This is a genomic window from Pseudomonas oryzihabitans, assembly GCF_014522265.1.
Taxonomy (GTDB): domain Bacteria; phylum Pseudomonadota; class Gammaproteobacteria; order Pseudomonadales; family Pseudomonadaceae; genus Chryseomonas; species Chryseomonas aestiva.
Genome location: NZ_CP017024.1, coordinates 1,952,506 through 1,976,645 on the forward strand (window position 1 = coordinate 1,952,506; position 24,140 = coordinate 1,976,645).

The following is a 24,140-nucleotide window of genomic DNA, read 5'->3' on the forward strand; positions in this document are numbered from 1 at the left end:
GTGAAGCCAGGTAACACTTGCCAGGCTAACGATCGCTCTTCGTCCGGCAGGCTCTCCTCTGCCGGGGGTTCAACCTGGTCGCACCCCTTGGCCTGATCTCTGCATAGCCTTGCGATCTGTTACCCACCCGCTGGTGCAACCAGATCGACGGTAGAGCCTCATGGGTTGCACTTGGTTGCACTTTTATTTCGAGCAGCGCTAAGCTGCGCCGAATTTCGACGCCTTCTTGCTTGAGGACCTGCGCATGGCCACTACCACTACCCTGGGCGTAAAGCTCGACGAAGCCACCCGCGATCGTCTCAAGGAAGCGGCGCGCCGCATTGATCGGACGCCTCACTGGCTGATCAAGCAGGCCATCTACACCTACCTGGAGACCCTGGAAAGCGGCGCGACCCTGGCCGATCTGCAGGGTATCGCCCAGCGTCTGGCCGAGGGCGACAACGAAGCCGTCGAGGCCCTGGCCGATCCGGTATACCAGCCGTTCCTGGAGTTCGCCGAGAGCATCCTGCCGCAGTCCGTGCTGCGCTCGGCCATCACCGCCGCCTATCGCCGGCCGGAAGAAGAGCTGCTGCCGCTGCTGCTGGAACAGGCGCGCCTGCCCGCGGCCCAGGCCAAGGCTACCCACGAACTGGCCCATCGCATCGCCGAGAAGCTGCGCAATGCCAAGGGTGCAACCGGGCGCTCCGGAATGGTGCAGAGTCTGCTCCGCGAGTTCTCGCTGTCCTCCCAGGAGGGCGTGGCCCTGATGTGCCTGGCCGAAGCCCTGTTGCGCATCCCGGACAAGGGCACCCGTGATGCCCTGATCCGCGACAAGATCAGCACCGGCAACTGGCAGCCGCACCTGGGCAACAGCCCGTCGCTGTTCGTCAATGCCGCCACCTGGGGCCTGCTGCTGACCGGTCGCCTGGTGTCGACCCACAACGAGGCCGGCCTCACCAGCTCGCTCAATCGCCTCATCGGCAAGAGCGGCGAGCCGGTGATCCGCAAGGGCGTGGACATGGCCATGCGCCTGATGGGCGAACAGTTCGTCACCGGCGAGACCATCGCCGAGGCCCTGGCCAACGCCAGCAAGTTCGAGGCGAAGGGCTTCCGCTACAGCTACGACATGCTGGGTGAAGCGGCCCTGACCGAGGCCGACGCGCGCCGCTACCTGGCCTCCTACGAGCAGGCCATCCACTCCATCGGCAAGGCCTCCCACGGTCGCGGCATCTACGAAGGCCCGGGCATCTCCATCAAGCTCTCGGCGCTGCATCCGCGCTACAGCCGCGCCCAGTACGACCGGGTGATGAGCGAACTCTACCCGCGCCTGCTGGAACTGACCCTGCTGGCCAAGCGCTACGACATCGGCCTGAACATCGACGCCGAGGAAGCCGATCGCCTGGAGATCTCCCTGGATCTGCTGGAGCGTCTGTCCTTCGAGCCGCAACTGGCCGGCTGGAACGGCATCGGCTTCGTCATCCAGGCCTACCAGAAGCGCTGCCCGCTGGTGATCGACTACCTGATCGACCTGGCCCGGCGCAGCCGTCGCCGCCTGATGATCCGCCTGGTCAAGGGCGCCTACTGGGACAGCGAGATCAAGCGCGCTCAGGTGGAAGGCCTGGAGGGTTATCCGGTCTATACCCGCAAGGTCTACACCGACGTGGCCTACCTGGCCTGCGCTCGCAAGCTGCTGGCCGCGCCGGAAGCCATCTACCCGCAATTCGCCACCCACAACGCCCACACCCTGGCCGCCATCTACCAGCTCGGCGGGCAGAACTATTACCCCGGCCAGTACGAATTCCAGTGCCTGCACGGCATGGGTGAGCCGCTGTACGAGCAGGTGGTGGGCAGCGTCAAGGACGGCAAGCTGGCGCGGCCCTGCCGCATCTATGCCCCGGTGGGCACCCACGAGACGCTGCTGGCCTACCTGGTCCGCCGCCTCCTGGAAAACGGCGCCAACACCTCCTTCGTCAACCGCATCGCCGACCACTCCATCTCCCTCGACGAGCTGGTGGCCGATCCGGTGGTGCAGATCGAGCAGCAGTCCACCAGCGAAGGCGCCATCGGCCTGCCGCATCCGCGCATTCCCCACCCGAGCGCCCTGTACGGTGCCGAGCGTTGCAATTCCAGCGGCCTGGACCTGTCCAGCGAGCACCGCCTGGGTTCGCTGTCGGCCGCGCTGCTGGCCAGTGGCAACACCGCCTGGGAAGCCCGTCCGCTGCTGGGTCGCGCCAGCGAGCCGTCGATTCCGCAGCCGGTGCTCAATCCGGCCGATCGCCGCGACCGTGTCGGCCAGGTCAGCAACGCCACTCGCGCCGATGTCGACATCGCCCTGGAAGAGGCCCTGGCCGCCGCGCCCATCTGGCAATCCACCCCGCCCGAGCAGCGCGCCGCGGCCCTGGATCGCGCCGCCGAACTGATGGAGGCGCAGCTGCAGCCATTGATGGGCCTCCTGGTGCGCGAGGCTGGCAAGACCTACGCCAACGCCATCGCCGAGGTACGCGAGGCAGTGGATTTCCTGCGCTACTACGCCGCCCTGGTGCGCCGTGACTTCGCCAATGACAGCCACCGCCCGCTGGGCCCGGTGGTCTGCATCAGCCCCTGGAACTTCCCCCTGGCCATCTTCAGCGGCCAGATCGCCGCAGCCCTGGCCGCCGGCAACACCGTGCTGGCCAAGCCGGCCGAGCAGACCCCGCTGATCGCCGCCCAGGCCGTGCGTCTGTTGCTGGAAGCCGGCATCCCGAGGGCGTGCTGCAGTTGCTGCCAGGCGAGGGCTCCACCATCGGCGCCGCCCTGGTCAACGATGTGCGGGTCAAGGGCGTGATGTTCACCGGCTCCACCGAGGTAGCCCAGATCCTGGCGCGCAACATCGCCGGACGCCTGGACGCCCAGGGCCGGCCGATCCCGCTGATCGCCGAGACCGGTGGCCAGAACGCCATGATCGTCGACTCCTCGGCGCTGGCCGAGCAGGTGGTGACCGACGTGGTCGCCTCCGCCTTCGACAGCGCCGGCCAGCGCTGCTCGGCCCTGCGCGTGCTCTGCGTGCAGGACGACGTGGCCGATCGCGTGCTGGAAATGCTCAAGGGTGCCATGGCGGAGTGCCGCCTGGGCAACCCGGAGAACCTGGCCATCGACATCGGCCCGGTGATCGACGGCGAGGCCAAGACCACCATCGACAAGCACATCCAGACCCTGAGAGGCAAAGGCCGCCGGGTGCACCAGGGCGGTCGCGTCGAAGGCGACGCCATCCACCGTGGCACCTTCGTCATGCCCACTCTGATCGAGCTGGAAAGCCTGGCCGAATTGGGTCGCGAGGTCTTCGGGCCGGTGCTGCACGTGGTGCGCTATGGCCGCAAGGACCTGGACAAGGTCATCGACCAGATCAATGCCACCGGCTACGGCCTGACCTTTGGCGTCCACACCCGCATCGACGAGACCATCGCCAAGGTGATCGAGCGTGCCCATGCCGGCAACCTCTACGTCAACCGCAACATGGTCGGCGCGGTGGTCGGGGTGCAGCCCTTCGGCGGCGAAGGCCTCTCGGGCACCGGTCCCAAGGCGGGCGGTCCGCTCTACCTCTATCGCCTGCTCAGCACCCGTCCGGATGGCGATCCCGCCGTGGCCCTGGCCAAGGGCAGCACCGGCGAGACCGAATGGCAGGTGCGTGATGCCCTGCGTCAGCAGGCCGGCAATCCGCTGGGCGCCCTGCACGACTGGGCCAGGCAGCAGGGCCTGGGCGAGCTGGAGCAGGCCTGCCTGAGATTCGCCGAAGAATCCCTGAGCGGCCTGACCCGCCTGCTGCCGGGTCCGACCGGCGAGCGCAACAGCTACAGCCTGCTGCCACGTAGCCGGGTGCTGTGCCTGGCGGCCGACGACAGCGATCTGCTGCTGCAACTGGCAGCGGTCATGGCGGTGGGCAGCACGGCGCTGATCGAGGAGGCCCACAAGGCCACCCTGAATCGCCTGCCGCAGGCTGTACGCTCGCGGGTGCAGGTGGCGGCCGACTGGCGCAAGGACGAGGTCGCCTTCGAAGCGGTCCTGCACCATGGCGATTCCGATCAACTGCGCCAGGTCTGCCAGCAGGTGGCCAAGCGCAATGGTCCCATCGTCGGCGTCCAGGGCCTGGCCCGTGGCGAAACCGCCATCCCGCTGGAGCGCCTGCTCATCGAGCGCGCCCTGAGCGTGAACACGGCAGCGGCCGGCGGCAATGCCAGTCTGATGACCATCGGCTAAGGGATGGTCGGGCTGAGCTGAATGTAGCGAAGTCCGACATTCGTGTAGCCGTTGGGCTTCGCCGATGGAGCTGTCTCAACCCAACCTACGGAAATTCATTCGTAGGTTGGGTTGAGCGCAGCCAAGTCCGACAGGCAGGCCATGGCCTCGCTCAGGCGAGACTCCAGCAGGACCTAATACTGCGCCCCATACCCCTCCGGCTCCACTGGAAAGCTGCCATCGTTGGCGGCGATCAGCTTGTTCAGGCGGACCGGGATGGCCTTGGCCGCCGGTACCTTGCTGCCTTCGGCATGGTGCCAAAGCGGGATCAGGGCATTGCATTCCGGGTAGTAGCCGCCACAGGCGCCTTCCGGAATGTTGTAGGGCGTGACCCGCAGCGGTCCCACTTCGCGGCGCACGCCATCGTCGGCCACCGTCGACACCTGCACCTTGTCACCCTCGGCCAGGCCCAGGCGTTCGATGTCGTTGCGATTCATGAAGAGCACCGCCCGGGTGCCCTTCACGCCGCGGAAACGATCGTGATAGCCGTAGATGGTGGTGTTGAACTGGTCGTTGCTGCGCAGCGTCATCAGGGTCAGGACGTCACGCCCGCTCGCGGGCATGTCCGGGTCTTCTTCCAGGCTGCGTGGCACGATGAGATTGGCCTTGCCGGTTTCGGTCTTCCACTCGCGCTTGGCCGCTGGCAGCGGACGATGGAAGCCACCTACCTCCCACATCCGCGCATTGAAGTCGTGGAAGATCTCCGGAAAGGAGAGGGCGATTTCGTCGCGGATCAGGGCATAGTCGGCCACCCAGGCATCCCAGGTGACCTTGGGGTTGTCCGGCAGGGTAGCCTTGGCCAACCCGGCGACGATGGCTGGCTCGGACAGCAACTCACCCTCGGGCGGCTCGGCCGCGCCGCGCCAGCCGTGGATGCAGCCGGTGCTGTCCTCGGTGCTATGGGCCTGTTCCACCTCGTTCTGGCGATCGATCTCGGTCCGCCCCATGCAGGGCAACAGGTAGGCTTTGTCCGCCGGCACCAGATGATTGCGATTGAGCTTGGTGGCGATCTGTACCGACAGGCGCAGGGTGCGCCAGGCAGGCTCCATCAGGCTGGTCTCGGGAATGGCGCGCAGGAAGTTGCCGCCCAGGCCGATGAAGGCCTTTACCGAGCCGTCGAGGATGCCTTCGCAGGCCTCTACGGTATTGCGGCCCTTGTCTTGCGGCGGCGCGAAGCCGAAACGCTCGCCCAGCTGCTTCAACGGCGCCAGTTCCGGTTTTTCGGTGATACCCACGGTACGCTGACCCTGGACATTGGAATGCCCCCGAACCGGACAGATACCGGCACCAGGCTTGCCGAGGTTGCCGCGCAGTAGCAGCAGGTTGGCCAGCATCTGGATGGTTTCCACCCCGTAGCGATGCTGGGTCAGCCCCATGCCATAGATACCGATGACCTTCTGGCAGCGGGCATAGACGGTAGCGGCCGCTTCCAGCGCACTGCGGGTAAGGCCCGACTGGCGCTCCAGCTGCGGCCACTCCTGACGTTGCAGCCATTCGCAGAAGTCGGCGAAGCCATGGCAGTGCTCGGCGATGAAGGCATGATCGAGCACCGCGGCCTGGCCCTGTTCACGGGCCTGGTCATCGGCGGTCAGCAGCGCCTTGCACATGCCGGTAAGGGCCGCCAGGTCGCCACCCGGCTTGAGCTGATGGTACTGGGTGCTGATCTGGGTGGGGTGGTCGGTCAGCATCTCCACCGGCGATTGTGGATTGACGAAGGTTTCCAGGCCACGTTCGCGCAGGGGATTGAAGGTGATGATGGGCGCGCCACGTTTGCGTGCTTCCTGCAGGTCATGCAGCATCCGCGGGCTGTTGCTGCCCGGATTCTGACCAAAGAACAGCAGGCAGTCGGTCTGATCGAAGTCGTCGAGGGTCACGGTGCCCACGGTCACGCCGATGCTCTTGGGCAGGGCCACCGAGGTGCTCTCGTGGCACATGTTGGAACTGTCCGGCAGGTTGTTGGTGCCGTACAGGCGGGCATAGAGCTGATATAGGTAGGAGGTCTCCAGCGCGGCGCGACCCGAGGCGTAGAAGATCACCGAGTCCGGATCCAGCGCCTTGAGTTCGGCGCCGATGTCGGCGAAGGCCTCGACCCAGCTCACCGGCCGATAACGGTCGCTGGCGGCGTCGTAACGCAGGGGGTGGGTCAGGCGTCCGACCTCCTCCAGGTCATAGTCGCGCCAGCCGCGCAGTTCGGTAAGGGAATGGCCGGCGAAGAATTCCGGTCCGCACCTCTTGCTGGTGACCTCCCAGGCAGTGGCCTTGGCGCCGTTCTCACAGAATTCCAGCGGGTGAGGCTTGCCCGGCTTGGCCCAGGCGCAACTCACGCAGGCGAAACCGCCGTGCTTGTTCTGCCTGGCCAGCAGGGCGCCGGACTTGAGCGGCACCCGTTCGCGCAGGACGATCTCGGTCACCGAGCGCGCCGAGCCCCAGCCACCGGAGGGCGCATCGTAGCGTTCAACCTTGGGTTTGCCGATCTTGCTCATGGTGCGCCTCGTGTGACGGTCTGGCGATGTGCCTGTAGGTCATGGGACGGCGCGTCTGGCGGGAAGGTTCTGACGGTCAGCCCGGCGGTGCGGCGAAGTCCAGTTGCCGCCAGCCTTCGTAGACCGCCACGGCCACGGTGTTGGACAGATTGAGGCTGCGGCGATTGGGCAGCATGGGCAGGCGCAGCCGCTGCTCGGGCGGCAGGGACTCCAGCACCTCGGCCGGCAGGCCGCGACTTTCCGGGCCGAACAGCAGCGCATCGCCCGGCGCATAGGCGATCTCGGTGAAGGGATGGCTGGCCTTGGTGGTGAAGGCCAGCAGTCGGGGTGGCTGCAAATCTGCTATACAGGCCGCGAGGCTGGCATGGGTCCGCACGCTGGACCACTCGTGGTAGTCCAAGCCGGCGCGGCGCAATTTCTTGTCGTCCAGCGCAAAGCCCAGTGGCTCGATCAGATGCAGGCGGCAGCCGGTGATGGCGCACAGGCGAATGACGTTGCCGGTATTGGGCGGAATTTCCGGTTGGTAGAGGATGATGTCGAACATGAAGGGCAGGGCGCCTGGCAAAGCGCCTATGGTACTGCGCCACCGCCGCGCCGTCGCGAGCGGGGTAGGGCGATGAACCTCTGGCGCCGGCTGGTCGACTGGCTGTTGCGCGAACAGCGCGCCCGCCGGGAAGAACTGGCGCGGGTGGAGGATCCCGACCTGCTCAAGGCCGAATGGCGCAGCCAGCGCCAGCGCCTGACCCTCTGGCTGGCCTCGGCGGCGCTGGGCGCCGGCCTGTTCGGCATGATCATCGGCCAGCTGGTGTACCAGCGTACCCATCCCGATCCCTGGTCGTCCGAGGCCCGCCGCCCGGTCATCCTGGGGGTGGACAGTCGCCAGGAAGCCGGCCGCTTCGAATTGCTGATCACCGCCGATCGCTCGCTGTTCTACGAACGCTATCGCCCCGACGGCGCCCTCAGCCTGCGCCTGCCCCGCGCCCGCTGGGACGGCGGCGAACGCCAGGGGCGGGTGGCGCGGCCGGGCGGCAGCTTTTCCTGGACGGTACGCCAGGACGGACAGGACCTGAAGATTTTGCTGGTAGGCGTCGGCGGCGCCCTGCAGGCCAGTGATCGTATTGCCGAGGAAGGCGAGGACTGGGTGCTCCACGTCGAGGTCCCGCTGACCCCCTGAAATGCCCCGTTATCAGGCAAAGGGCCGCTGGTTTGCACCAGGGCGGAACGGGATGTGGCGCCGAGTTGCCTAGGTGCTTCATCTGCCACGGCCAATCCCATGGGCTTGGCCGTGGGGTGAAAAGCGCTCTAGCCTGGGGTTCGCGACTTTTCACGGACGAAAAAAAGAGGCCATCACAGTGAGTGATGGCCTCGAGAAGAAAAGAGGGGATTCCCCAGCCTGCCTGTACCGAGGTCCCCAAAAGGGTAGTTACCTAGGATATTGCAGGAGGTGTGCCAAGTTTTGGTTTGGGTGTTTTGGGGGGCTTTGTTACCTGGGTTGAGCGTTAGCGAAGCCCAAACGTCTCGGGTTCGGGCTTGAGGCTGCCTCAGCTGATTATCGCAGTTTGCTGATCGTTTTATTTTCGCCCCCCTCGGGCGAGTCACTTTTGCCAGTCGCGGCTGCGCGCCCCGGACAAAAGTAACCAAAAACGCTGTCCCCACGTTTCGGCCCTCCGCTGCGCTCCGGGTCCCCTCACTCCGGCGCCGCTCCGGGGGCACGGCACGAAGGGGCCTCCTGCCCCTCGCGCCTTGCTCGGCGTCCTGCCTCGCAACCCCCGCCACGACACCGGAACTCGGCCTCACTGACGGGGACGGGGCGCCAGCCTGAGAGTTCGGAGTTCAGGGGGGGGCGTAGCGTGGAAAACCGCGCAGCGTTTTCCACTGTTGGGCACCGACATCATCAGTGGACAAGGCTTCGCCCTTGTCCACGCTATGAGTCGCTTCCGTTTCTTCAACCAACACTTTCAGTCTGGCGAGTCGCCCCGTTCAGGAGGGCGAACGCCAGTGTCGTGGAGTGGGTCGAGCCGCATGGATGCGGTGAGAGGCCTAACGGGCCATGGACGGCCCGTGTAGGCCGACCCCGGAACGGCGCTGGTGTGAGCGAAACGTAGCGCAGCGAAGTAACAGCCGTAGGCTGGCCCGAAGGGCGAGCAACGCGAGTCACCCGGAGCGCAGCGGAGGGCCGGATGGTCGGGGCAAGCGTTTTTGCTTACTTTTGTCCGGGACGCGTAGTCCGGGGCGCGCAGCCGCGACTGAAAAAAGTGAGTCGCCCGAGTGGGCGAAAAAAGAGCTACCAGCAAAACACGATAAGCAGCTAAGGCACCGATATGAAGTTCAAGCCTGGCAATGTTGGGCTTCGCTTACGCTCAACCCAACCTACGGCACCGTCGAGAGCTTCAGTCCTCCCCCTCCTCATCCGGCCCGTCCACCTTCATGCCCAGCTCCTTGATCTTGCGGGTCAGGGTGTTGCGACCCCAGCCCAGCAGGACGGCGGCATCGCGGCGGCGGCCGGCGGTGTGCTTGAGGGCCGTCTCGATCATGATGCGTTCGAAGGCCGGTACGGCGTTGTCCAGCAGGCTGGACTGACCGCGGGTGAGAGCCTGGTCGGCCCACTGGCGCAGCGCCTGTTCCCAGTTGGCGGCGGGAGCGGCGTCCTGGGGCTGGTTGAGCAGCTCCGGCGGCAGGTCGTCGATCAGCACCTCGCGGCTGGAGGCCATCACCGTGATCCAGCGGCAGGTGTTCTCCAGCTGGCGCACGTTACCCTGCCAGGGCAGGCCTTTCATGTACTCCTCGGTCTCGCTGCGCAGGGTCTTGGGTTCCACGGCCAGTTCCTGGGCGGCGCGGGCGAGGAAGTGGCGGGCGAGTGCGGGGATGTCCTCGCGGCGATCGGCCAGGCGCGGGATGTGGATGCGGATGACGTTGAGGCGATGGAACAGGTCTTCGCGGAACTTGCCCTCGCGCACCAGGCCTTCGAGATTCTGGTGGGTGGCGGCGATGATGCGCACGTCCACCTTGACCGGAGTGTGGCCGCCGACGCGATAGAACTCGCCATCGGCCAGTACGCGCAGCAGGCGGGTCTGGGTGTCGGCCGGCATGTCGCCGATCTCGTCGAGGAACAGGGTGCCGCCATCGGCCTGCTCGAAGCGGCCGCGACGCTGGGCGGCGGCGCCGGTGAAGGCGCCTTTCTCGTGGCCGAACAGCTCGGATTCCATCAGGTCCTTGGGGATGGCGGCCATGTTCAGGGCGATGAAGGGCGCCGCGGCGCGCGGACTGTGGCGGTGCAGGGCGTGGGCGACCAGCTCCTTGCCGGTACCGGATTCGCCATTGATCAGCACCGTGATGTTGGAGTGCGAGAGGCGGCCAATCGCGCGGAACACCTCCTGCATCGCCGGCGCCTCGCCGATGATCTCGGGGGTGCGGGTCAGGTGCGCCGGTTCGGCGAATCCCTGCTGCTCCTGGGCGTGCTGCCCAGCGCGCTTGACCAGGGCCACGGCCTCGTCGACGTCGAAGGGCTTGGGTAGGTATTCGAAGGCGCCGCCCTGGTAGGAGGCCACGGCACTGTCCAGGTCGGAATGGGCGGTCATGATGATGACCGGCAGGCGCGGGTGCATCTCGCGGATGCGCGACAGCAGGTCCAGGCCACTGGTCCCCGGCATGCGGATGTCCGAGATCACCACGTCCGGCTGCTGGCGGCCGAGGCGGGTCATGACGCTGTCGGCGCTGTCGAAGGCAACGGTGGTCATGCCCTCCTGTTGCAGGGCTTTTTCCAGGACCCAGCGGATGGAACGGTCGTCGTCGACGATCCAGACGGTCTCCTGACGGCTCATGCGTACTCCTCGTTATTCCAGCGGCAGGAAGATGCTGAAGGCGGTGTGGCCAGGATGGCTTTCACACTCGATCAGCCCCTGGTGCTGGGTGATGATGTTCTGGGTGATGGCGAGCCCGAGGCCGGTGCCGTCGGGGCGACCGCTGACCATGGGATAGAAGATGGTTTCCTGCAGATCCTGGGGGATGCCCGGACCGTTGTCGGTGATCTCCACCTTGCACACCAGGCGATGGCGGTGGTGGCCGATGGTGAACTGACGCAGGGTACGGGTTCTCAGGGTCACCCGGCCCAGGCGCAGTTCGTTCTGCTGGGAGATGGCCTGCATGGCGTTGCGCACGATGTTGAGCACCGCCTGGATCATCTGCTCCCGATCGATCAGCAGGTCGGGAATGCTCGGATCGTAGTCGCGTACCAGGTTGATCAGGCCCTGGCTTTCCGCTTCCACCAGGCTGCAGACCCGTTCGAGCACCTCGTGGACGTTGGTGATGGCGAGCTTCGGCAGCTTGTTGGAGCCGAGCATGCGATCGACCAGATTCCGCAGCCGGTCGGCTTCCTCGATGATGACGTTGGTGTAGTCCTTGAGTGCCTCTTCCGGCAGCTCGCGCGCCAGCAGCTGGGCCGCGCCGCGGATGCCGCCGAGGGGATTCTTGATCTCGTGGGCCAGGCCGCGCACCAGCAGCTTGGTGGTCTCCTGCTTGGAGATCTGCGCCTCTTCCTTGGTGATGCGCAGCAGGCGGTCGCGCGGATGGACTTCCAGCAGCAGCAGGGTGTTGTGGCGATCCAGGATCGGGGTCACCGCATAGTCCACCGTGAGGCTGTTGCCCGAGGTGGAGATCAGCAGCGCCTCGCGCTTGGTGAAGGGGTGGGCATGGTCCACCGCCTGACGCAGTGCCTGCAGGGCCTCGGGCGATTCGGTGAACAGCTCGCTGATGAACTGGCCATGGCTGCGCTGGCCGCTGATGGCCAGCAGCATCTCGGCCGCCGGATTCATGTACTCCAGGCGCAACTCCGCATCGAGCAGGATGACCGCGGTGGTGAGGTTGTCGAGCAAGAGTCGGTGGATGACGTCGGTAGGCATGAGGGGCCACAGCGCTATAGGGACGATAGGAAAATGCAAGAAGCAAACCAAGACGCCCCGAGTTAGGGCAGATGGCTGTAACGTGCACTAACAGCCGCCGCGCGACAGGCGGAACGAAACCGTATTTGTATCAAGATGGTGCACAATGAAAAAGCGCACCAAATAGGTGCGCTAGAGGAAGGGTAGCCAGGATTTCCTGGGTTCGGGCGGTTTCAGGTCCAGTGGGCATTCCGGGCGCTTGCCCCAATCCTTGTCGCCACAGGGATGGGCCAGACGCTTCTGCTCCAGCGAGGGGCGGCGCAGGTGGAAGGGCTGCGCCGGTGTCCGCTCCAGCACGTTGCCATCGGCGGCGAGGATCTCCGCCACCAGACTGTGGCTGCCGCGATCCAGATTGCCCAGGGGAAACACCGGACTGTGCCCGACACCGGCTTCCTTGTCGTCCAGCAGCAGCCGGTAGCTGTGCCCCGGCTGCAACGCCGGCTCGCTGACCAGGCTGACGATGAGTTGCCCTTCCTGATCGATCACCGTGGCATCGGGCTCGGGTACCAGGATGCGCAGCATCTGGTAGCGGAAGGGCGCTGTCTTGGCGGGCCTGGCCGCCGGGGCGGCGGGTGTCGGACTCAGCTTGCGGGTCGGCTGGCCCTGCTGGTTGAGATTGTTGGGCACCGTGAGCGGCACCTGGGTCGCCTTGACGCCCTTGGGTGGCTGGTCGGTGTAGACCCGATTGCCTTCCTTGTCGACATAGCTGTAGACCGCCGCCTGGACAGGCGGCAGCAGGCAGAGCAGCAGCAGGATCAGCAGCGGACGCATCAGCGGGCCGGGCTGTTGACGCTGATGCGCTGCACGGTCACGGTCTTCTCGGCACTGGTCTGGATCACCTCGCCGTTGCCGGACAGCACTTGGGCCGCGAAGCGGTGCTCGCCGCGCTCCAGATTGGCCACGCCGAAGCGGGTGCTCTGACCGGGGCTGCCATAGGGTGCGCCGTCCACCAGCAATTGCAGCGACTGCCCCGGGCCCAGGGCCGGTTCCACGGCTACCCCACCGAGAAGGTGCCGTTGTTGGCGCGGATGGCCTCATCGTCGGGCACATTGACTTCCAGACGGCTGAAGGCCGGGCCGGCAGGGGTCGCCGCCGCAGGCGCACTGGGGATGGGCGGTGCCGGTCGTGGATTGTCCACGGTGTTGGTGGGCGCCACCTGCACCGGCTTGGCATTGGCCGAGGGCTGGTCGCTGAATACCGTGTTGCCTTCGGCATCCACCGACTTGTAGATCGCGGCCTGGGCGGAGCAGGCGAGGCAGAGCAGACAGCAGGCAAGCAGGCGAGGCATGGCGGAATCTCGGCCGGGCGATGGAGATCAAGGGTAGCAGGCGCGTCGTGTGGGCAGGTAGGCAGCTCGGCCGCTCTACGCTGGCGTCGGTCGCGGCGAATTTCCCAGGGCAAAAGAAAAGGCCTCCCGAAGGAGGCCTCTTTCAATTACCGCAGCGGGATCAGACGCTGTAGTACAGGTCGTATTCCAGCGGGTGCACGAAGGTACGCACCTTGATCTCTTCCTCGGACTTCAGCTCGATGTAGGCATCGATGAACTCGTCGGTGAAGACGCCGCCCTTGGTCAGGAACGCGCGACCGGCGTCCAGGGCTTCCAGGGCTTCCTTCAGGCTGCCGCAGACCTGCGGGATCTTCTTGCCTTCTTCCGGCGGCAGATCGTACAGGTTCTTGTCGGCGGCATCGCCGGGGTGGATCTTGTTCTGGATACCGTCCAGGCCGGCCATCAGCAGGGCGGCGAAGCACAGGTAGGGGTTGGCGGCCGGATCCGGGAAGCGGGCTTCGATGCGGCGGGCTTTCGGGCTCGACACATAGGGGATACGGATGGAGGCGGAGCGGTTACGGGCCGAGTAGGCCAGCATGACCGGAGCTTCGAAGCCGGGCACCAGACGCTTGTAGCTGTTGGTGGACGGGTTGGTGAAGCCGTTCAGCGCCTTGCCGTGCTTGATGATGCCGCCGATGAAGTACAGGGCGGTATCGGACAGGCCGGCATAGCCTTCGCCGGCGAAGGTGTTCTTGCCATCTTTGGAGATGGACATGTGCACGTGCATGCCGGAGCCGTTGTCGCCGTACAGGGGCTTGGGCATGAAGGTGGCGGTCTTGCCGTAGGCATCGGCCACGTTGTGCACGACGTACTTCAGGGTCTGGGTCTCGTCGGCCTTCTTGACCAGGGTGTTGAACTGCACACCGATCTCGTTCTGGCCAGCGGTCGCCACTTCGTGGTGGTGGACTTCCACGACCAGGCCCATCTCTTCCAGGGCGTTGCACATGGCGGTACGGATTTCGTGGTCGTGATCGACCGGCGGCACCGGGAAGTAGCCGCCCTTGACGCCCGGACGGTGGCCCTTGTTGCCGGACTCGAAGTCGGCATCGGTATTCCAGGAAGCCTGCTCGGAGAAGATCTTGAACATGGAGCCGGAGATGTCCGACTTGAACTTCACTTCGTCGAAGATGAAGAACTCGGGCTCCGGGCCGACGAACACGGTGTCGCCGATGCCGGTGGACTTCAGGTATTCCTCGGCAGCGCGGGCGATACCACGGGGGTCGCGCTCATAGGGCTGCATGGTGGAGGGTTCGATGATGTCGCAGACCAGGATCAGGGTCGGCTCTTCGGTGAAGGGATCCAGAACGGCGGTGCTGTCGTCGGGCAGCAGGATCATGTCGGAGGCTTCGATGCCTTTCCAGCCGGCGATGGAGGAGCCGTCGAACATCTTGCCATGGGCGAAGAAGTCTTCGTCCAGCGCGTCACGCGCCGGCATGGTGACGTGTTGCTGCTTGCCTTTGGTGTCGGTGAAGCGCAGGTCTACCCACTTCACGTCGTTTTCTTTGATCAGTTGAACAGCCTTCGACATGGTTTCCTCCAGAGGAATTTCGGCCGGGAGCGGTTGGCGGTACTCCCGGTATCAGCTGTGCCCTTGAGGGGCGCTTCCGTACTGCCTGGTCAGCGACCGGCGTTCCACGAAAAGCGCCCTATGCTGGCCCAGGGGCGGCTGCCTCACAAGAGAGCAAGTTGTATGCCAGTGCCCTCAAATGGGCTGGAAGCCCTTCCTGACGCCAGTCGTGCCGTTTTCAGGCCAATCGGCGACGTATCTGCGCACCAAGTTGGTGCTTAAAAATTCATCACTGCACTCAAATGGCGCCTGAGGTGATTTTGTCGGCTGAATTCGAGTGAGTGATGGTTTTCAGGTATGATATTCGCCCTTTTCTTTCGCGTTACCCGCCCCCCGTTTCCCGCTCATGAAGCTCATCATCAAGGTCTTTCCGGAAATCACCATCAAGAGTCGCCCGGTGCGCAAGAATTTCATTCGCCAGCTGGTGAAGAACATTCGTGTCGTGCTGCGCGATCTGGATCCGGATGTCCGCGTGGAAGGGGTCTGGGACAACATCACCCTGGAGACCGCGCTCGCCGAGCCGCGGCTGCTGGCGGAGCTGAAGCAGCGGCTGGCCTGCACCCCTGGCATCGGCCAGTTTCTCGAGGTGCACGAGTATCCGCTGGGCGATTTCGACGCGATTCTCGAGTTGTGCGTCCGCCACTTCGGCGAGCGGGTGCGCGGCAAGGTGTTCTCGGTGCGCTGCAAGCGTGCCGGTCGCCATGACTTCTCCTCGATGGACGTCGAGCGCCATGTCGGCGGTGGCCTGCGCGAACGCTGCGGCGGCGCCGGCATCGCCCTGAAGAATCCCGAGGTGAACGTCCGCCTGGAGATCCGTGACCAGCGGCTGTTCATCATCGACGAGCACCACGAAGGGCTGGGCGGTTATCCGCTGGGCGCCCTGGAGCAGGTGCTGGTGCTGATGTCCGGTGGTTTCGACTCCACCGTGGCGGCCTATCAGATGATGAGACGCGGGATGGTCAGCCATTTCTGCTTCTTCAATCTCGGCGGGCGCGCCCACGAACTGGGCGTGATGGAAGTGGCCCACTATCTCTGGGAGAAGTACGGCCGCTCCCAGCGCGTGCTGTTCATCAGCGTGCCCTTCGAGGAAGTGGTGGGGCAGATCCTCACCCAGTGCGACGACAGCCACATGGGCGTGATCCTCAAGCGCATGATGCTGCGTGCGGCCAGTCGTATCGCCGAGCAGCTGCAGATCGAGGCGCTGGTGACCGGCGAAGCCATCTCCCAGGTCTCCAGCCAGACCCTGACCAACCTGGCGGTGATCGACAAGGCCACCGATACCCTGGTGCTGCGCCCGCTGCTGGCCAGCCACAAGCAGGACATCATCGACACCGCCCAGCGCATCGGCACCGCCGACTTCGCCAAGCACATGCCTGAGTACTGCGGCATCATCTCGGTGAATCCCACCACCAAGGCCAAGGCCCTGCGGGTGGAGCACGAGGAAGGCAAGTTCGATATGGCGGTGCTCGACGCCGCCCTGGAACGCGCGCGCTTCATCACCGTCGACAAGGTGATCGAGGAACTGGGCAAGGACGTGCAGGTGGAAGAGGTGGACCAGCCGCTGCCCGGGCAGGTCGTGGTGGACATTCGCCATCCCGACGCCCAGGAAGACCTGCCGCTGGAGCTGCCCGGCATCGAGGTGCAGACCCTGCCGTTCTTCGCGCTGAACAGCCGTTTCAAGGAACTGGACGAGAATCGCCAGTACCTTCTCTATTGCGACCGCGGGGTGATGAGCCGGCTGCACGCCCATCACCTGCTCACCGAAGGGCACGCCAATGTGCGCGTTTATCGTCCGGCCTAAGCAGCCGGGCCTGCTGGGTGGCAGTATCCGCCACCGCCCTCCCGACCCCTTCTAGCCCTCCGGCCACGTACCGGTCGGCCGCGTTTCGCGCCTTTGCAATCTCCGGCTGTCAGCCTGCTGGCTGAAGCTCCTTCATTTCTATACCGAGAACACCACTGTGATCGAGAATCTCCGCAACATCGCCATCATCGCGCACGTCGACCATGGCAAGACCACCCTCGTCGACAAGCTGCTGCGCCTGTCCGGCACCCTGGACCGCAAAGAAGCGGAAAACGAGCGGGTGATGGACAGCAACGACCAGGAAAAGGAACGTGGCATCACCATCCTGGCCAAGAACACCGCGCTGAAGTGGGGCGACTACAACATCAACATCGTCGACACCCCCGGCCACGCCGACTTCGGTGGCGAGGTGGAGCGCGTGATGTCCATGGTCGACTCCGTGCTGCTGGTGGTCGACGCCCAGGACGGCCCCATGCCGCAGACCCGCTTCGTGACCCAGAAGGCCTTCAAGGCCGGCCTGCGTCCGATCGTGGTGGTCAACAAGATCGACCGTCCCGGCGCGCGTCCGGACTGGGTCATCGACCAGATCTTCGACCTGTTCGACAACCTCGGCGCCACCGATGAGCAGCTGGACTTCCCGATCGTCTACGCCAGCGCCCTGAACGGCATCGCCGGTCTGGACCACGAGAAGATGGACGACAACATGGATGCCCTGTTCCAGGCCATCGTCGACCACGTGCCGGCCCCCAGGTCGATCTGGAAGGTCCCTTCCAGATGCAGATCTCCCAGCTGGACTACAACAGCTTCCTCGGCGTGATCGGCATCGGCCGTATCGCCCGTGGCCGCATCAAGGCCAACACCCCGGTCGTCGCCATCAGCGATGACGGCAGCAAGCGTAACGGTCGTATCCTCAAGATCATGGGCCACTCCGGCCTGCAGCGCGTGGAAGTGGCCGAAGCCGAAGCCGGCGACATCGTCTGCGTCTCGGGCATGGACGAGCTGTTCATCTCCGACACCCTGTGCGATCCGCAGAACGTCGAAGCCCGTCCGCCGCTGACCGTCGACCAGCCCACCGTGAGCATGACCTTCCAGGTCAACGACTCGCCGTTCGCCGGTCGTGAAGGCAAGTTTGTCACCAGCCGCAACATCAAGGACCGGCTGGAGAAGGAACTGCTGCACAACGTGGCCCTGCGCGTCGAGCCGGGCGAGTCGGCCGAGAAATTCAAGGTCTCCGGCCGTGGCGAGCTGCACCTGTCGGTACTGATCGAGAACATGCGCCGCGAAGGCTTCGAGATGGCCGTGGGCCGTCCGGAAGTGGTGATCATCGAGAAGGACGGCGTGAAGCAGGAGCCCTACGAGAACGTCTCCATCGACATCGAAGAGCAGCACCAGGGCTCGGTGATGGAGCAGATGGGTCTGCGCAAGGGCGATCTGACCAACATGATCCCCGATGGCAAGGGCCGTATCCGCCTGGAATACACCATCCCGGCGCGTGGCCTGATCGGCTTCCGTAACAACTTCCTGACCCTGACCTCGGGCAGCGGCATCCTGACCTCGACCTTCAGCCACTACGGTCCGATCAAGGCCGGCGAAGTGACCAACCGTCAGAACGGCGTGCTGGTGTCCATGGCCACCGGTACCGCCCTGACCTACTCGCTGGAAACCCTGCAGAGCCGCGGCAAGCTGTTCCTGGCGCCGGGCGACGAGATCTACGAAGGCCAGCTGTGCGGCATCAACAGCCGTGACAACGACCTGGTGCTCAACCCCACCAAGGGCAAGAAGCTGGACAACATGCGCGCCTCGGGCAAGGACGAAGTCATCGCCCTGGTGCCGCCGATCAAGTTCACCCTCGAGCAGGCGCTGGAATTCATCGCCGACGACGAGCTGGTGGAAGTGACGCCGAAGTCCATCCGTCTGCGCAAGAAGTACCTGAACGAGAACGACCGCAAGCGGTTCGAGCGTTCCAAGGTCTGATCCCGCCCGGGTAGTACAGGAAAGCGCCTTCGGGCGCTTTTTTGTTGGCTGTTTTTTCAGCGCGCGCGACGCGCGGAGCCGGTGGCTCTGCTAGGTTTGGTCTCATGGCCGCGCCACTCCGGACGGCCTCCCTGCAGGATGCTGCCATGCTCAAGACCACCCTCGTCGCCACCTTCACCCTGACCGGTATCTTCGGTTTCGCCACGGCTCAGGCCGCCGGTTGCGGCACGCCGCGCAATGCCTTCGATACCGTCTACTGCGCCAGCAACCTGTTCGCCCAGAGCGACAAGTCGCTGAACCAGACCTATGGCGAGCTGCGCAAGCAGCTGCCGGCCGATCAGCAGGCCGTGCTCAAGCAGCGCCAGCTGGCCTGGATCAAGCAGCGCGACAGCCAGTGCGCCCGCGAGGAGGCCGATGGCTACTTCGTCAATCTGGACTGCGCCGTCAGCCTGACCGACAGCCGCCTGGAGGTGCTCAAGGAACGCCTGCGCGAGTGCGCCAGCACCGGTTGCGAGGCGGGCAAGCTGGGGCAGTGAGGTAGCTGGCGGGACAGGGGTCTCGCCGCTCCCTCACCCCAGCCCTCTCCCAGAGGGAGAGGGGGTTATCCGAGCAGGTGCTCAGCGTCGTCGCCCGGAGAAAATCGTAGCGTGAAAAACGGCGTTAGCCTTTTCCACTGGGGGTTCGCCGCCAGAGAGCCCTCACCCCAACCCTCTCCCCGGGGAGAGGGGGCTATTCGAACGGGTGCTCAGCATCATTGCCCCGGAGAAAATCGTAGCGTGGAAAACGGCGCAGCCTTTTCCACTGGGGAGTCGCCGCCAGAGAGCCCTCACCCCAACCCTCTCCCCGGGGGAGAGGGGGCTATTCGAGCGGGCGCTCAGCATCATTGCCCCGGAGAAAATCGTAGCGTGGAAAACGGCGTTAGCCTTTTCCACTGGGGGTTCGCTGTCAGAGAGCCCTCACCCCAACCCTCTCCCCGGGGAGAGGGGGCTATCCGAGCAGGCGCTCAGCGTTATTGCCCCGGAGAAAACCGTAGCGTGGAAAACGGCGCAGCCTTTTCCACTGGGGTTCGCCGCCAGAGAGCCCTCACCCCAACCCTCTCCCCGGGGGAGAGGGGGCTATCCGAGCGGGCGCTCAGCGTCATTGCCCCGGAGAAAATCGTAGCGTGGAAAACGGCGCAGCCTTTTCCACTGGGGATTCGCCGCCAGAGAGCCCTCAGCCCAACCCTCTCCCCGGGGGAGAGGGGGCTATTCGAACGGGTGCTCAGCGTCGTCGCCCCCACGAGCGCTGCCGCTGGTTAGCAGCAGACTCGACGGTCATGGCGGGCCGCCCTGGTCGAACTATCGACAGCCGTCTGGCATGCCGTCCAGACGGCATGAACGTCCTGCAAGTTTTTGTTCACACCCAGATACAACGTCACAAAAACCGTCTAGCGTGGGGCTACACGCCCTGACGCGTGCTCCGATAACAACAATCAAGGATGCAGGCATGACATCTTTTCTCCGGCAACGCCTGCCGCTGGCCATCGCCCTGGCCACGGCGCTCGCGGCAACCGCCCAGGCGGCTCCCAATCCCTACAGTGGCTTCACCGTGTTCGGCGACAGCCTGCTCGATGCCGGGCAGTTTCCCGACACCGGGGTCAATGGTGCCAGCCTCAGATTCACCAACCGTGTCGGGCCGGGCTACAGCCCGGCCAGCGGCGCGGTGACCGGACCGGTGTCCTCGATGCTGCTCGGCCAGCAACTGGGCTTCGATGTCCGTACCCTGGACGCCTCCACCTCGCTGATCAATCAGCGGATCGGCCTGAGCGATGGCGACAACTGGGCCACGGGCGGCTACACCACGGCGCAGATCCGCGACTCCATCACCGCTCGCAACGGCTCGGTGGTGGCGGTGGGTGGCCTGACCCTGCGCAGCCGGGACGGCTACCTGCCCGGACTTGCCAGCCAGGGCCTGAGTCTGGATCCCAATACCCTGTTCTACATCAGCGGCGGGGGTAACGACTTCCTCCAGGGACTGGTCACCTCGCCGGCCACCGCGGCAGCCGCGGCCAATCGCCTGGGTGACGGCGTCGCTGCGCTGCAGCAGGCCGGCGCCCGCTACATGGTGGTCTGGCTGCTGCCCGACATCGGCCAGACCCCGGCCCTGGCCGGTTCGCCGCAACAGGCGGCCAGCTCGGCCCTGAGCCGGGTCTACAACCAGGCGCTGGTGGCGCGCCTAGCCGGCATCGACGCCCAGATCATCGGCCTCAACGTGCCCCAGCTGCTGGCCGAGGTGGTGGCCGAACCGGGACGCTATGGCCTGGCCAGCGGGCAGAATCTGACCGGCACCTGCTTCAGCGGCGACAGCTGCACCCGCAATGCCACCTATGGCCTGGGCGCGGCGGCGGCCGATCCCAGCCAGCTGCTGTTCAACGATCGCGTCCACCCGACCATCACCGGGCAGCGGCTGATCGCCGACTACGCCTATTCGCTGCTGGCCGCACCCTGGGAGGTCACCCTGCTGCCGGAGATGGCCCAGTCCACCCTCAGGGCGCATCAGGACGGCCTGCACCAGCGCTGGCTGGGCGACTGGCATGCCTGGCAGCCGGTGGGGCGCTGGCAGGGCTATGTGGATACCAGCGCGCGGCGCCTGGACGTCGACGACCAGCGCAGCACTGCCGGCGGCGATGGCAACGGCTACAGCCTGGACCTGGGTGGCAGCTATCGACTCAGCGAGGAATGGCGCCTCGGTGTCGCCGCCGGGGTCGCGCGGCAACACCTGGAACCCGGTGCGGCCGATTCCGACTATCGCCTCAACAGCTATCTGCTCAGCGCCTTCGCCCAGTACCAGGGCGAGCGCCTCTGGGGCGATCTCACCGCCACCGGCGGGCGGCTGGACTACGTCGACCTGAGCCGGCGCTTCGCGCTTGGCCCGACCACCCGCAGCGAGCAGGGCGATACCGACGGCGATCTGCGCGCCCTCTCGGCGCGCCTGGGGTACGACCTGGCAGCGGCCGGCAGTCCCTGGCACCTGAGTCCCTATCTCAGCGCCGACTATGCCCGTGTCCAGGTGGACGGCTACCGGGAGCGCGGCAACGACGCCACGGCGCTGGAATTCTACGACCAGTCGAGTACCTCGCGGCGACTGGGGCTGGGCCTGCAGGGCCGCTGGCAACTCGCACCGGCCACGGCGCTGTTCGCCGATCTGGGCCGTGAGCGGGAATTCGCCGACGGCACTCGCGATGTGACCATGCGCCTGAACAGCGTGCCGGGTCTGGACTACACCCTGGACGGCTACCAGCCCGACAGCGACCGCACCCGCCTGAGTCTGGGCGTGGTCCAGCGGCTGACGCCGGAGCTGACCCTGCGCGGCGGCTACAGCTATGCCGGTGCGGGCGATACCCACCAGCAGGGCGTGGGCCTGGGCCTGTCGCTGGACTTCTAAGCGCAGCTCCACCTGGTAGCGCTCGCTGACCTTGCGCCAGTGAGCGTTATCCCTAGACCCGGCTGGGATCGCCCAGGCGCTGGCGCTGCCAGTCGCGCAACTCGTCCAGACGCCGCGGCGGGCACACCAGAAAACCCTGCAGGAGATCGCACCCGGCCTGTTGCAGGCAGAGCTGCTTGAGTTCGGTGTCCACGCCCTCGGCGATCACCTGGGCATCCCGGGCATGGCAGAAGGCGATGAGCGCAACCAGGCTGGCCTGGTTGCCGGGTTGGCTGAGGCGCTCGACGATGAGCCGGTCAAACTTGATGGTGTCGGCAGGATAGTCGGTGACCTGCTGGATGGAGGTGTAGCCCACACCGAAATCGTCGATGGCCACGCGAAAGCCCTCGGCGCGCAATTCGTGCAGCAGTCCCAGGGTCCGCTCGTTCAACTCGGCGGCGAAGGTCTCGGTGAATTCCAGTTCCAGGTGGGCCGGATCGACGCCGTGGTGGCGCACCCGCTCGCGCAGGTAGGGCACGATGTCGGCCTGATCCAGTTGCGCGGAAGACAGGTTGACGGACAGCACCAGGTCGGTGCCCAGTACCTCTTGCAGCGCGGGATACTCGTGGCAGGCCTGGTCCACGACCCAGCGATCGATCCAGCGGAAATGTCCCTGGCGCTCGGCGATGGGGATGAACTCCGCAGGCGACACGGCGCCGAGGCGGGGCGAATTCCAGCGCAGCAGGGTCTCGGCGGAGCGTACCTGGCCGGCACTGTCGACCGCCGGCATGTAGACCAGGTGAAACTCCTCGTCCGGGTTGAGGTGCCGCAGGTATTCGTCCAGCAGATCCTGGCGGCGCTGGCGCGCGGCCAGCTCCGGAGTGAAATGCACCAGGCGATTGCCGCCTTCGTTCTTGGCCCGCTCCAGGGCCAGATCGGCCTGGGCCAGCAGGTCGGCCAGGTCCAGCGGCGCCTCGGGGGTCGCCAGGCCGATGCTCAGGGTCACCGCATAGCGGCGTTCGCCCACCAGGGTGCCGTTGTCATGGTTCTGCTGCAGCTGCTGGCCCAGGGCGAGGGCATCGGTCGCCGCTGCCGGGCCACGTAGCAGGATGGCGAATTCATCGCCCGCCAGGCGGGTAAACACCAGCTCGTTGTCTGCCTGATAGGCCTCAAGCTGTTGCTGGGTCTGCCGGGCGACGGCCTGCAGCAGTTCATCGCCCACCTCGTGGCTGAATCTATCGTTCACCGACTTGAAATGGTCCAGGCCGAAATAGAGCAGGGCGATACGACGACCGTCCGGCTTGCCCGCCAGCCAGGATTCGCCCATGAGCTGGAAATAGCGGCGGTTGCCGATCTGGGTGAGGACGTCGGTGCGCAAGGCCGTGCGCAATTGCGCCAGGATGGCCAGGTTGTTGTCGTGCAGGCGCTTCATGTTGGCACCCAGGTGGCCGATCTCGCCGGGTTCGTCGCCGGTTTCGAGCGCCTGGCGCTGGCCTTCCAGGACTTCCGTGAGCTGGCTGTCCAGGCGGGCGATGGGCCGGGTGATGTAGCGGCGGATCAGCACGATCAGCACCAGGATGCAGGCCAGGGTCACCAGCAGGCCGCCGCTGAAGTAGGCGATCGCCAGGCGGCGCAACTCCTTGTCCAGGCGTCCCGGGTCCGGGGTCAGGCGTACATAGAGATCAGGCGACAGCCGCTCGATGGCACTGAAGTCGCGGGTGCGGGTAGGCGGTGTCCGGCTGAATTCCAGGGGGGCGCCATAGCTCTGTTCCAGGCTGCGGCGCAGGGCCTCCATCCGGTCCGGGCTGACCGCCAGCTGCAGTGTCATCGCCAGGCCGCGCTGTCCCGGCAGGGGTGGTCCGGCGGTGCTCGGCAGCAGCGAGGTGGTCGCCACCAGCAGTGAACGCCCCTGCTCGTCGAGCAGATAGTCGCGTCGTTCCAGCGGACCGTTCGGCTCCCGCGCCAGGCGTGCGAGCAACTGGCGCTGGACGCCGCTCAACTGGGCGAAGGGATCGCCGCTGCGCTCGTAGTAGTAGGCCAGGCTGAGATCGGGGCGGGCGATCGCCAGGGAGATGTGGCTGGGTGCATCGTCGCCGGCCAGCTGGCGCACCGCCAGTTGCAGCTGGGTACCCAGGGCTTCGTTGCGATAGGGCACCTCGGTCTGCCGCAGGAAATTGCCCAGGGCGGCGCTGTTGGACAGGGCATAGAGCAGGTTGCGGCTGAAGTGGTCGTACTCGCGATAGGTGGTTTCCAGCGCCGCCAGGTCGTGGTTGAGCCGCGAACGTTCGAGGCCGATCACCGCCTCGCGCTGCACGGTGTAGCCCAGCCCCACCAGGGTCAGGCTGCAGAGCAGGGCGACCGGCAGGATCAGCAGCAGGGCGCGCCTATTGAGCGTCAT

At 65.7% G+C, this 24,140-nt stretch carries 13 protein-coding genes and 2 pseudogenes; 6 read left to right on the forward strand and 9 right to left on the reverse strand.

Annotated elements, in window-relative coordinates; translation table 11 throughout:
- The first annotated feature begins 244 nt into the window (after positions 1-244).
- Positions 245-4,212, forward strand: a pseudogene (putA, locus tag BGI51_RS08990) (trifunctional transcriptional regulator/proline dehydrogenase/L-glutamate gamma-semialdehyde dehydrogenase).
- A gap of 173 nt (positions 4,213-4,385) precedes the next feature.
- Here the strand turns inward: putA and BGI51_RS08995 are convergent.
- Both BGI51_RS08995 and BGI51_RS09000 read right to left on the reverse strand, forming a co-directional pair.
- Positions 4,386-6,734 carry an FdhF/YdeP family oxidoreductase gene (locus BGI51_RS08995; protein ID WP_437179440.1) on the reverse strand — a complete coding sequence of 783 codons (2,349 nt, stop codon included), beginning with the start codon at positions 6,732-6,734 and terminating at the stop codon, positions 4,386-4,388.
- Between the two features lie 76 nt (positions 6,735-6,810).
- Entirely contained in the window at positions 6,811-7,278 is a 468-nt protein-coding gene (locus tag BGI51_RS09000; RefSeq protein ID WP_133860498.1) for a tRNA (cytidine(34)-2'-O)-methyltransferase, read from the reverse strand.
- 72 nt (positions 7,279-7,350) lie between these two features.
- Here BGI51_RS09000 and BGI51_RS09005 point away from each other — a divergent pair, with 72 nt between their 5' ends.
- On the forward strand, positions 7,351-7,908 hold the full coding sequence (locus BGI51_RS09005; protein WP_133860499.1) for a hypothetical protein: 558 nt from the start codon (positions 7,351-7,353) through the stop codon (positions 7,906-7,908).
- A gap of 1,216 nt (positions 7,909-9,124) precedes the next feature.
- Here BGI51_RS09005 and ntrC read toward each other — a convergent pair.
- The 6 genes from ntrC to glnA all read right to left on the reverse strand — a co-directional run bounded on the left by ntrC (position 9,125) and on the right by glnA (position 14,526).
- Positions 9,125-10,555 (reverse strand): nitrogen regulation protein NR(I), encoded by a 1,431-nt coding sequence (gene ntrC, locus BGI51_RS09010; protein WP_017639445.1) that lies wholly within the window; start codon positions 10,553-10,555, stop codon positions 9,125-9,127.
- 12 nt (positions 10,556-10,567) lie between these two features.
- Positions 10,568-11,632: a nitrogen regulation protein NR(II) gene (gene glnL, locus BGI51_RS09015; RefSeq protein ID WP_133860500.1), complete on the reverse strand. Its 1,065-nt coding sequence runs from the start codon at positions 11,630-11,632 to the stop codon at positions 10,568-10,570.
- Between the two features lie 171 nt (positions 11,633-11,803).
- Complete coding sequence (locus tag BGI51_RS09020; RefSeq protein ID WP_187980922.1) at positions 11,804-12,442, reverse strand: DUF4124 domain-containing protein; 639 nt, start codon at positions 12,440-12,442, stop codon at positions 11,804-11,806.
- Entirely contained in the window at positions 12,442-12,663 is a 222-nt protein-coding gene (locus BGI51_RS23420; RefSeq protein WP_252977248.1) for a hypothetical protein, read from the reverse strand. The genes BGI51_RS09020 and BGI51_RS23420 overlap by 1 nt, the downstream gene beginning before the upstream one ends.
- 2 nt (positions 12,664-12,665) lie before the next feature.
- Positions 12,666-12,959 (reverse strand): DUF4124 domain-containing protein, encoded by a 294-nt coding sequence (locus tag BGI51_RS23425; RefSeq protein WP_252977249.1) that lies wholly within the window; start codon positions 12,957-12,959, stop codon positions 12,666-12,668.
- 160 nt (positions 12,960-13,119) lie between these two features.
- The gene (gene glnA, locus BGI51_RS09030; RefSeq protein WP_017639449.1) at positions 13,120-14,526 is read right to left on the reverse strand and encodes a glutamate--ammonia ligase; all 1,407 of its coding nucleotides are present in this window, start codon (positions 14,524-14,526) and stop codon (positions 13,120-13,122) included.
- 385 nt (positions 14,527-14,911) lie between these two features.
- Between glnA and thiI the strand changes: the two genes are divergently transcribed.
- From thiI to BGI51_RS09050, 4 genes and pseudogenes are all read left to right on the forward strand, one after another.
- The gene (thiI, locus tag BGI51_RS09035) at positions 14,912-16,366 is read left to right on the forward strand and encodes a tRNA uracil 4-sulfurtransferase ThiI (protein WP_187980923.1); all 1,455 of its coding nucleotides are present in this window, start codon (positions 14,912-14,914) and stop codon (positions 16,364-16,366) included.
- A gap of 157 nt (positions 16,367-16,523) precedes the next feature.
- Positions 16,524-18,340 (forward strand): annotated as a pseudogene (gene typA / locus BGI51_RS09040) (translational GTPase TypA).
- 146 nt (positions 18,341-18,486) lie between these two features.
- The gene (locus tag BGI51_RS09045) at positions 18,487-18,876 is read left to right on the forward strand and encodes a lysozyme inhibitor LprI family protein (protein ID WP_187980924.1); all 390 of its coding nucleotides are present in this window, start codon (positions 18,487-18,489) and stop codon (positions 18,874-18,876) included.
- 949 nt (positions 18,877-19,825) lie between these two features.
- Entirely contained in the window at positions 19,826-21,763 is a 1,938-nt protein-coding gene (locus tag BGI51_RS09050; protein ID WP_187980925.1) for an autotransporter domain-containing SGNH/GDSL hydrolase family protein, read from the forward strand.
- A gap of 52 nt (positions 21,764-21,815) precedes the next feature.
- Here the strand turns inward: BGI51_RS09050 and BGI51_RS09055 are convergent, their stop codons facing one another.
- The gene (locus BGI51_RS09055) at positions 21,816-24,140 is read right to left on the reverse strand and encodes a putative bifunctional diguanylate cyclase/phosphodiesterase (protein ID WP_187980926.1); all 2,325 of its coding nucleotides are present in this window, start codon (positions 24,138-24,140) and stop codon (positions 21,816-21,818) included.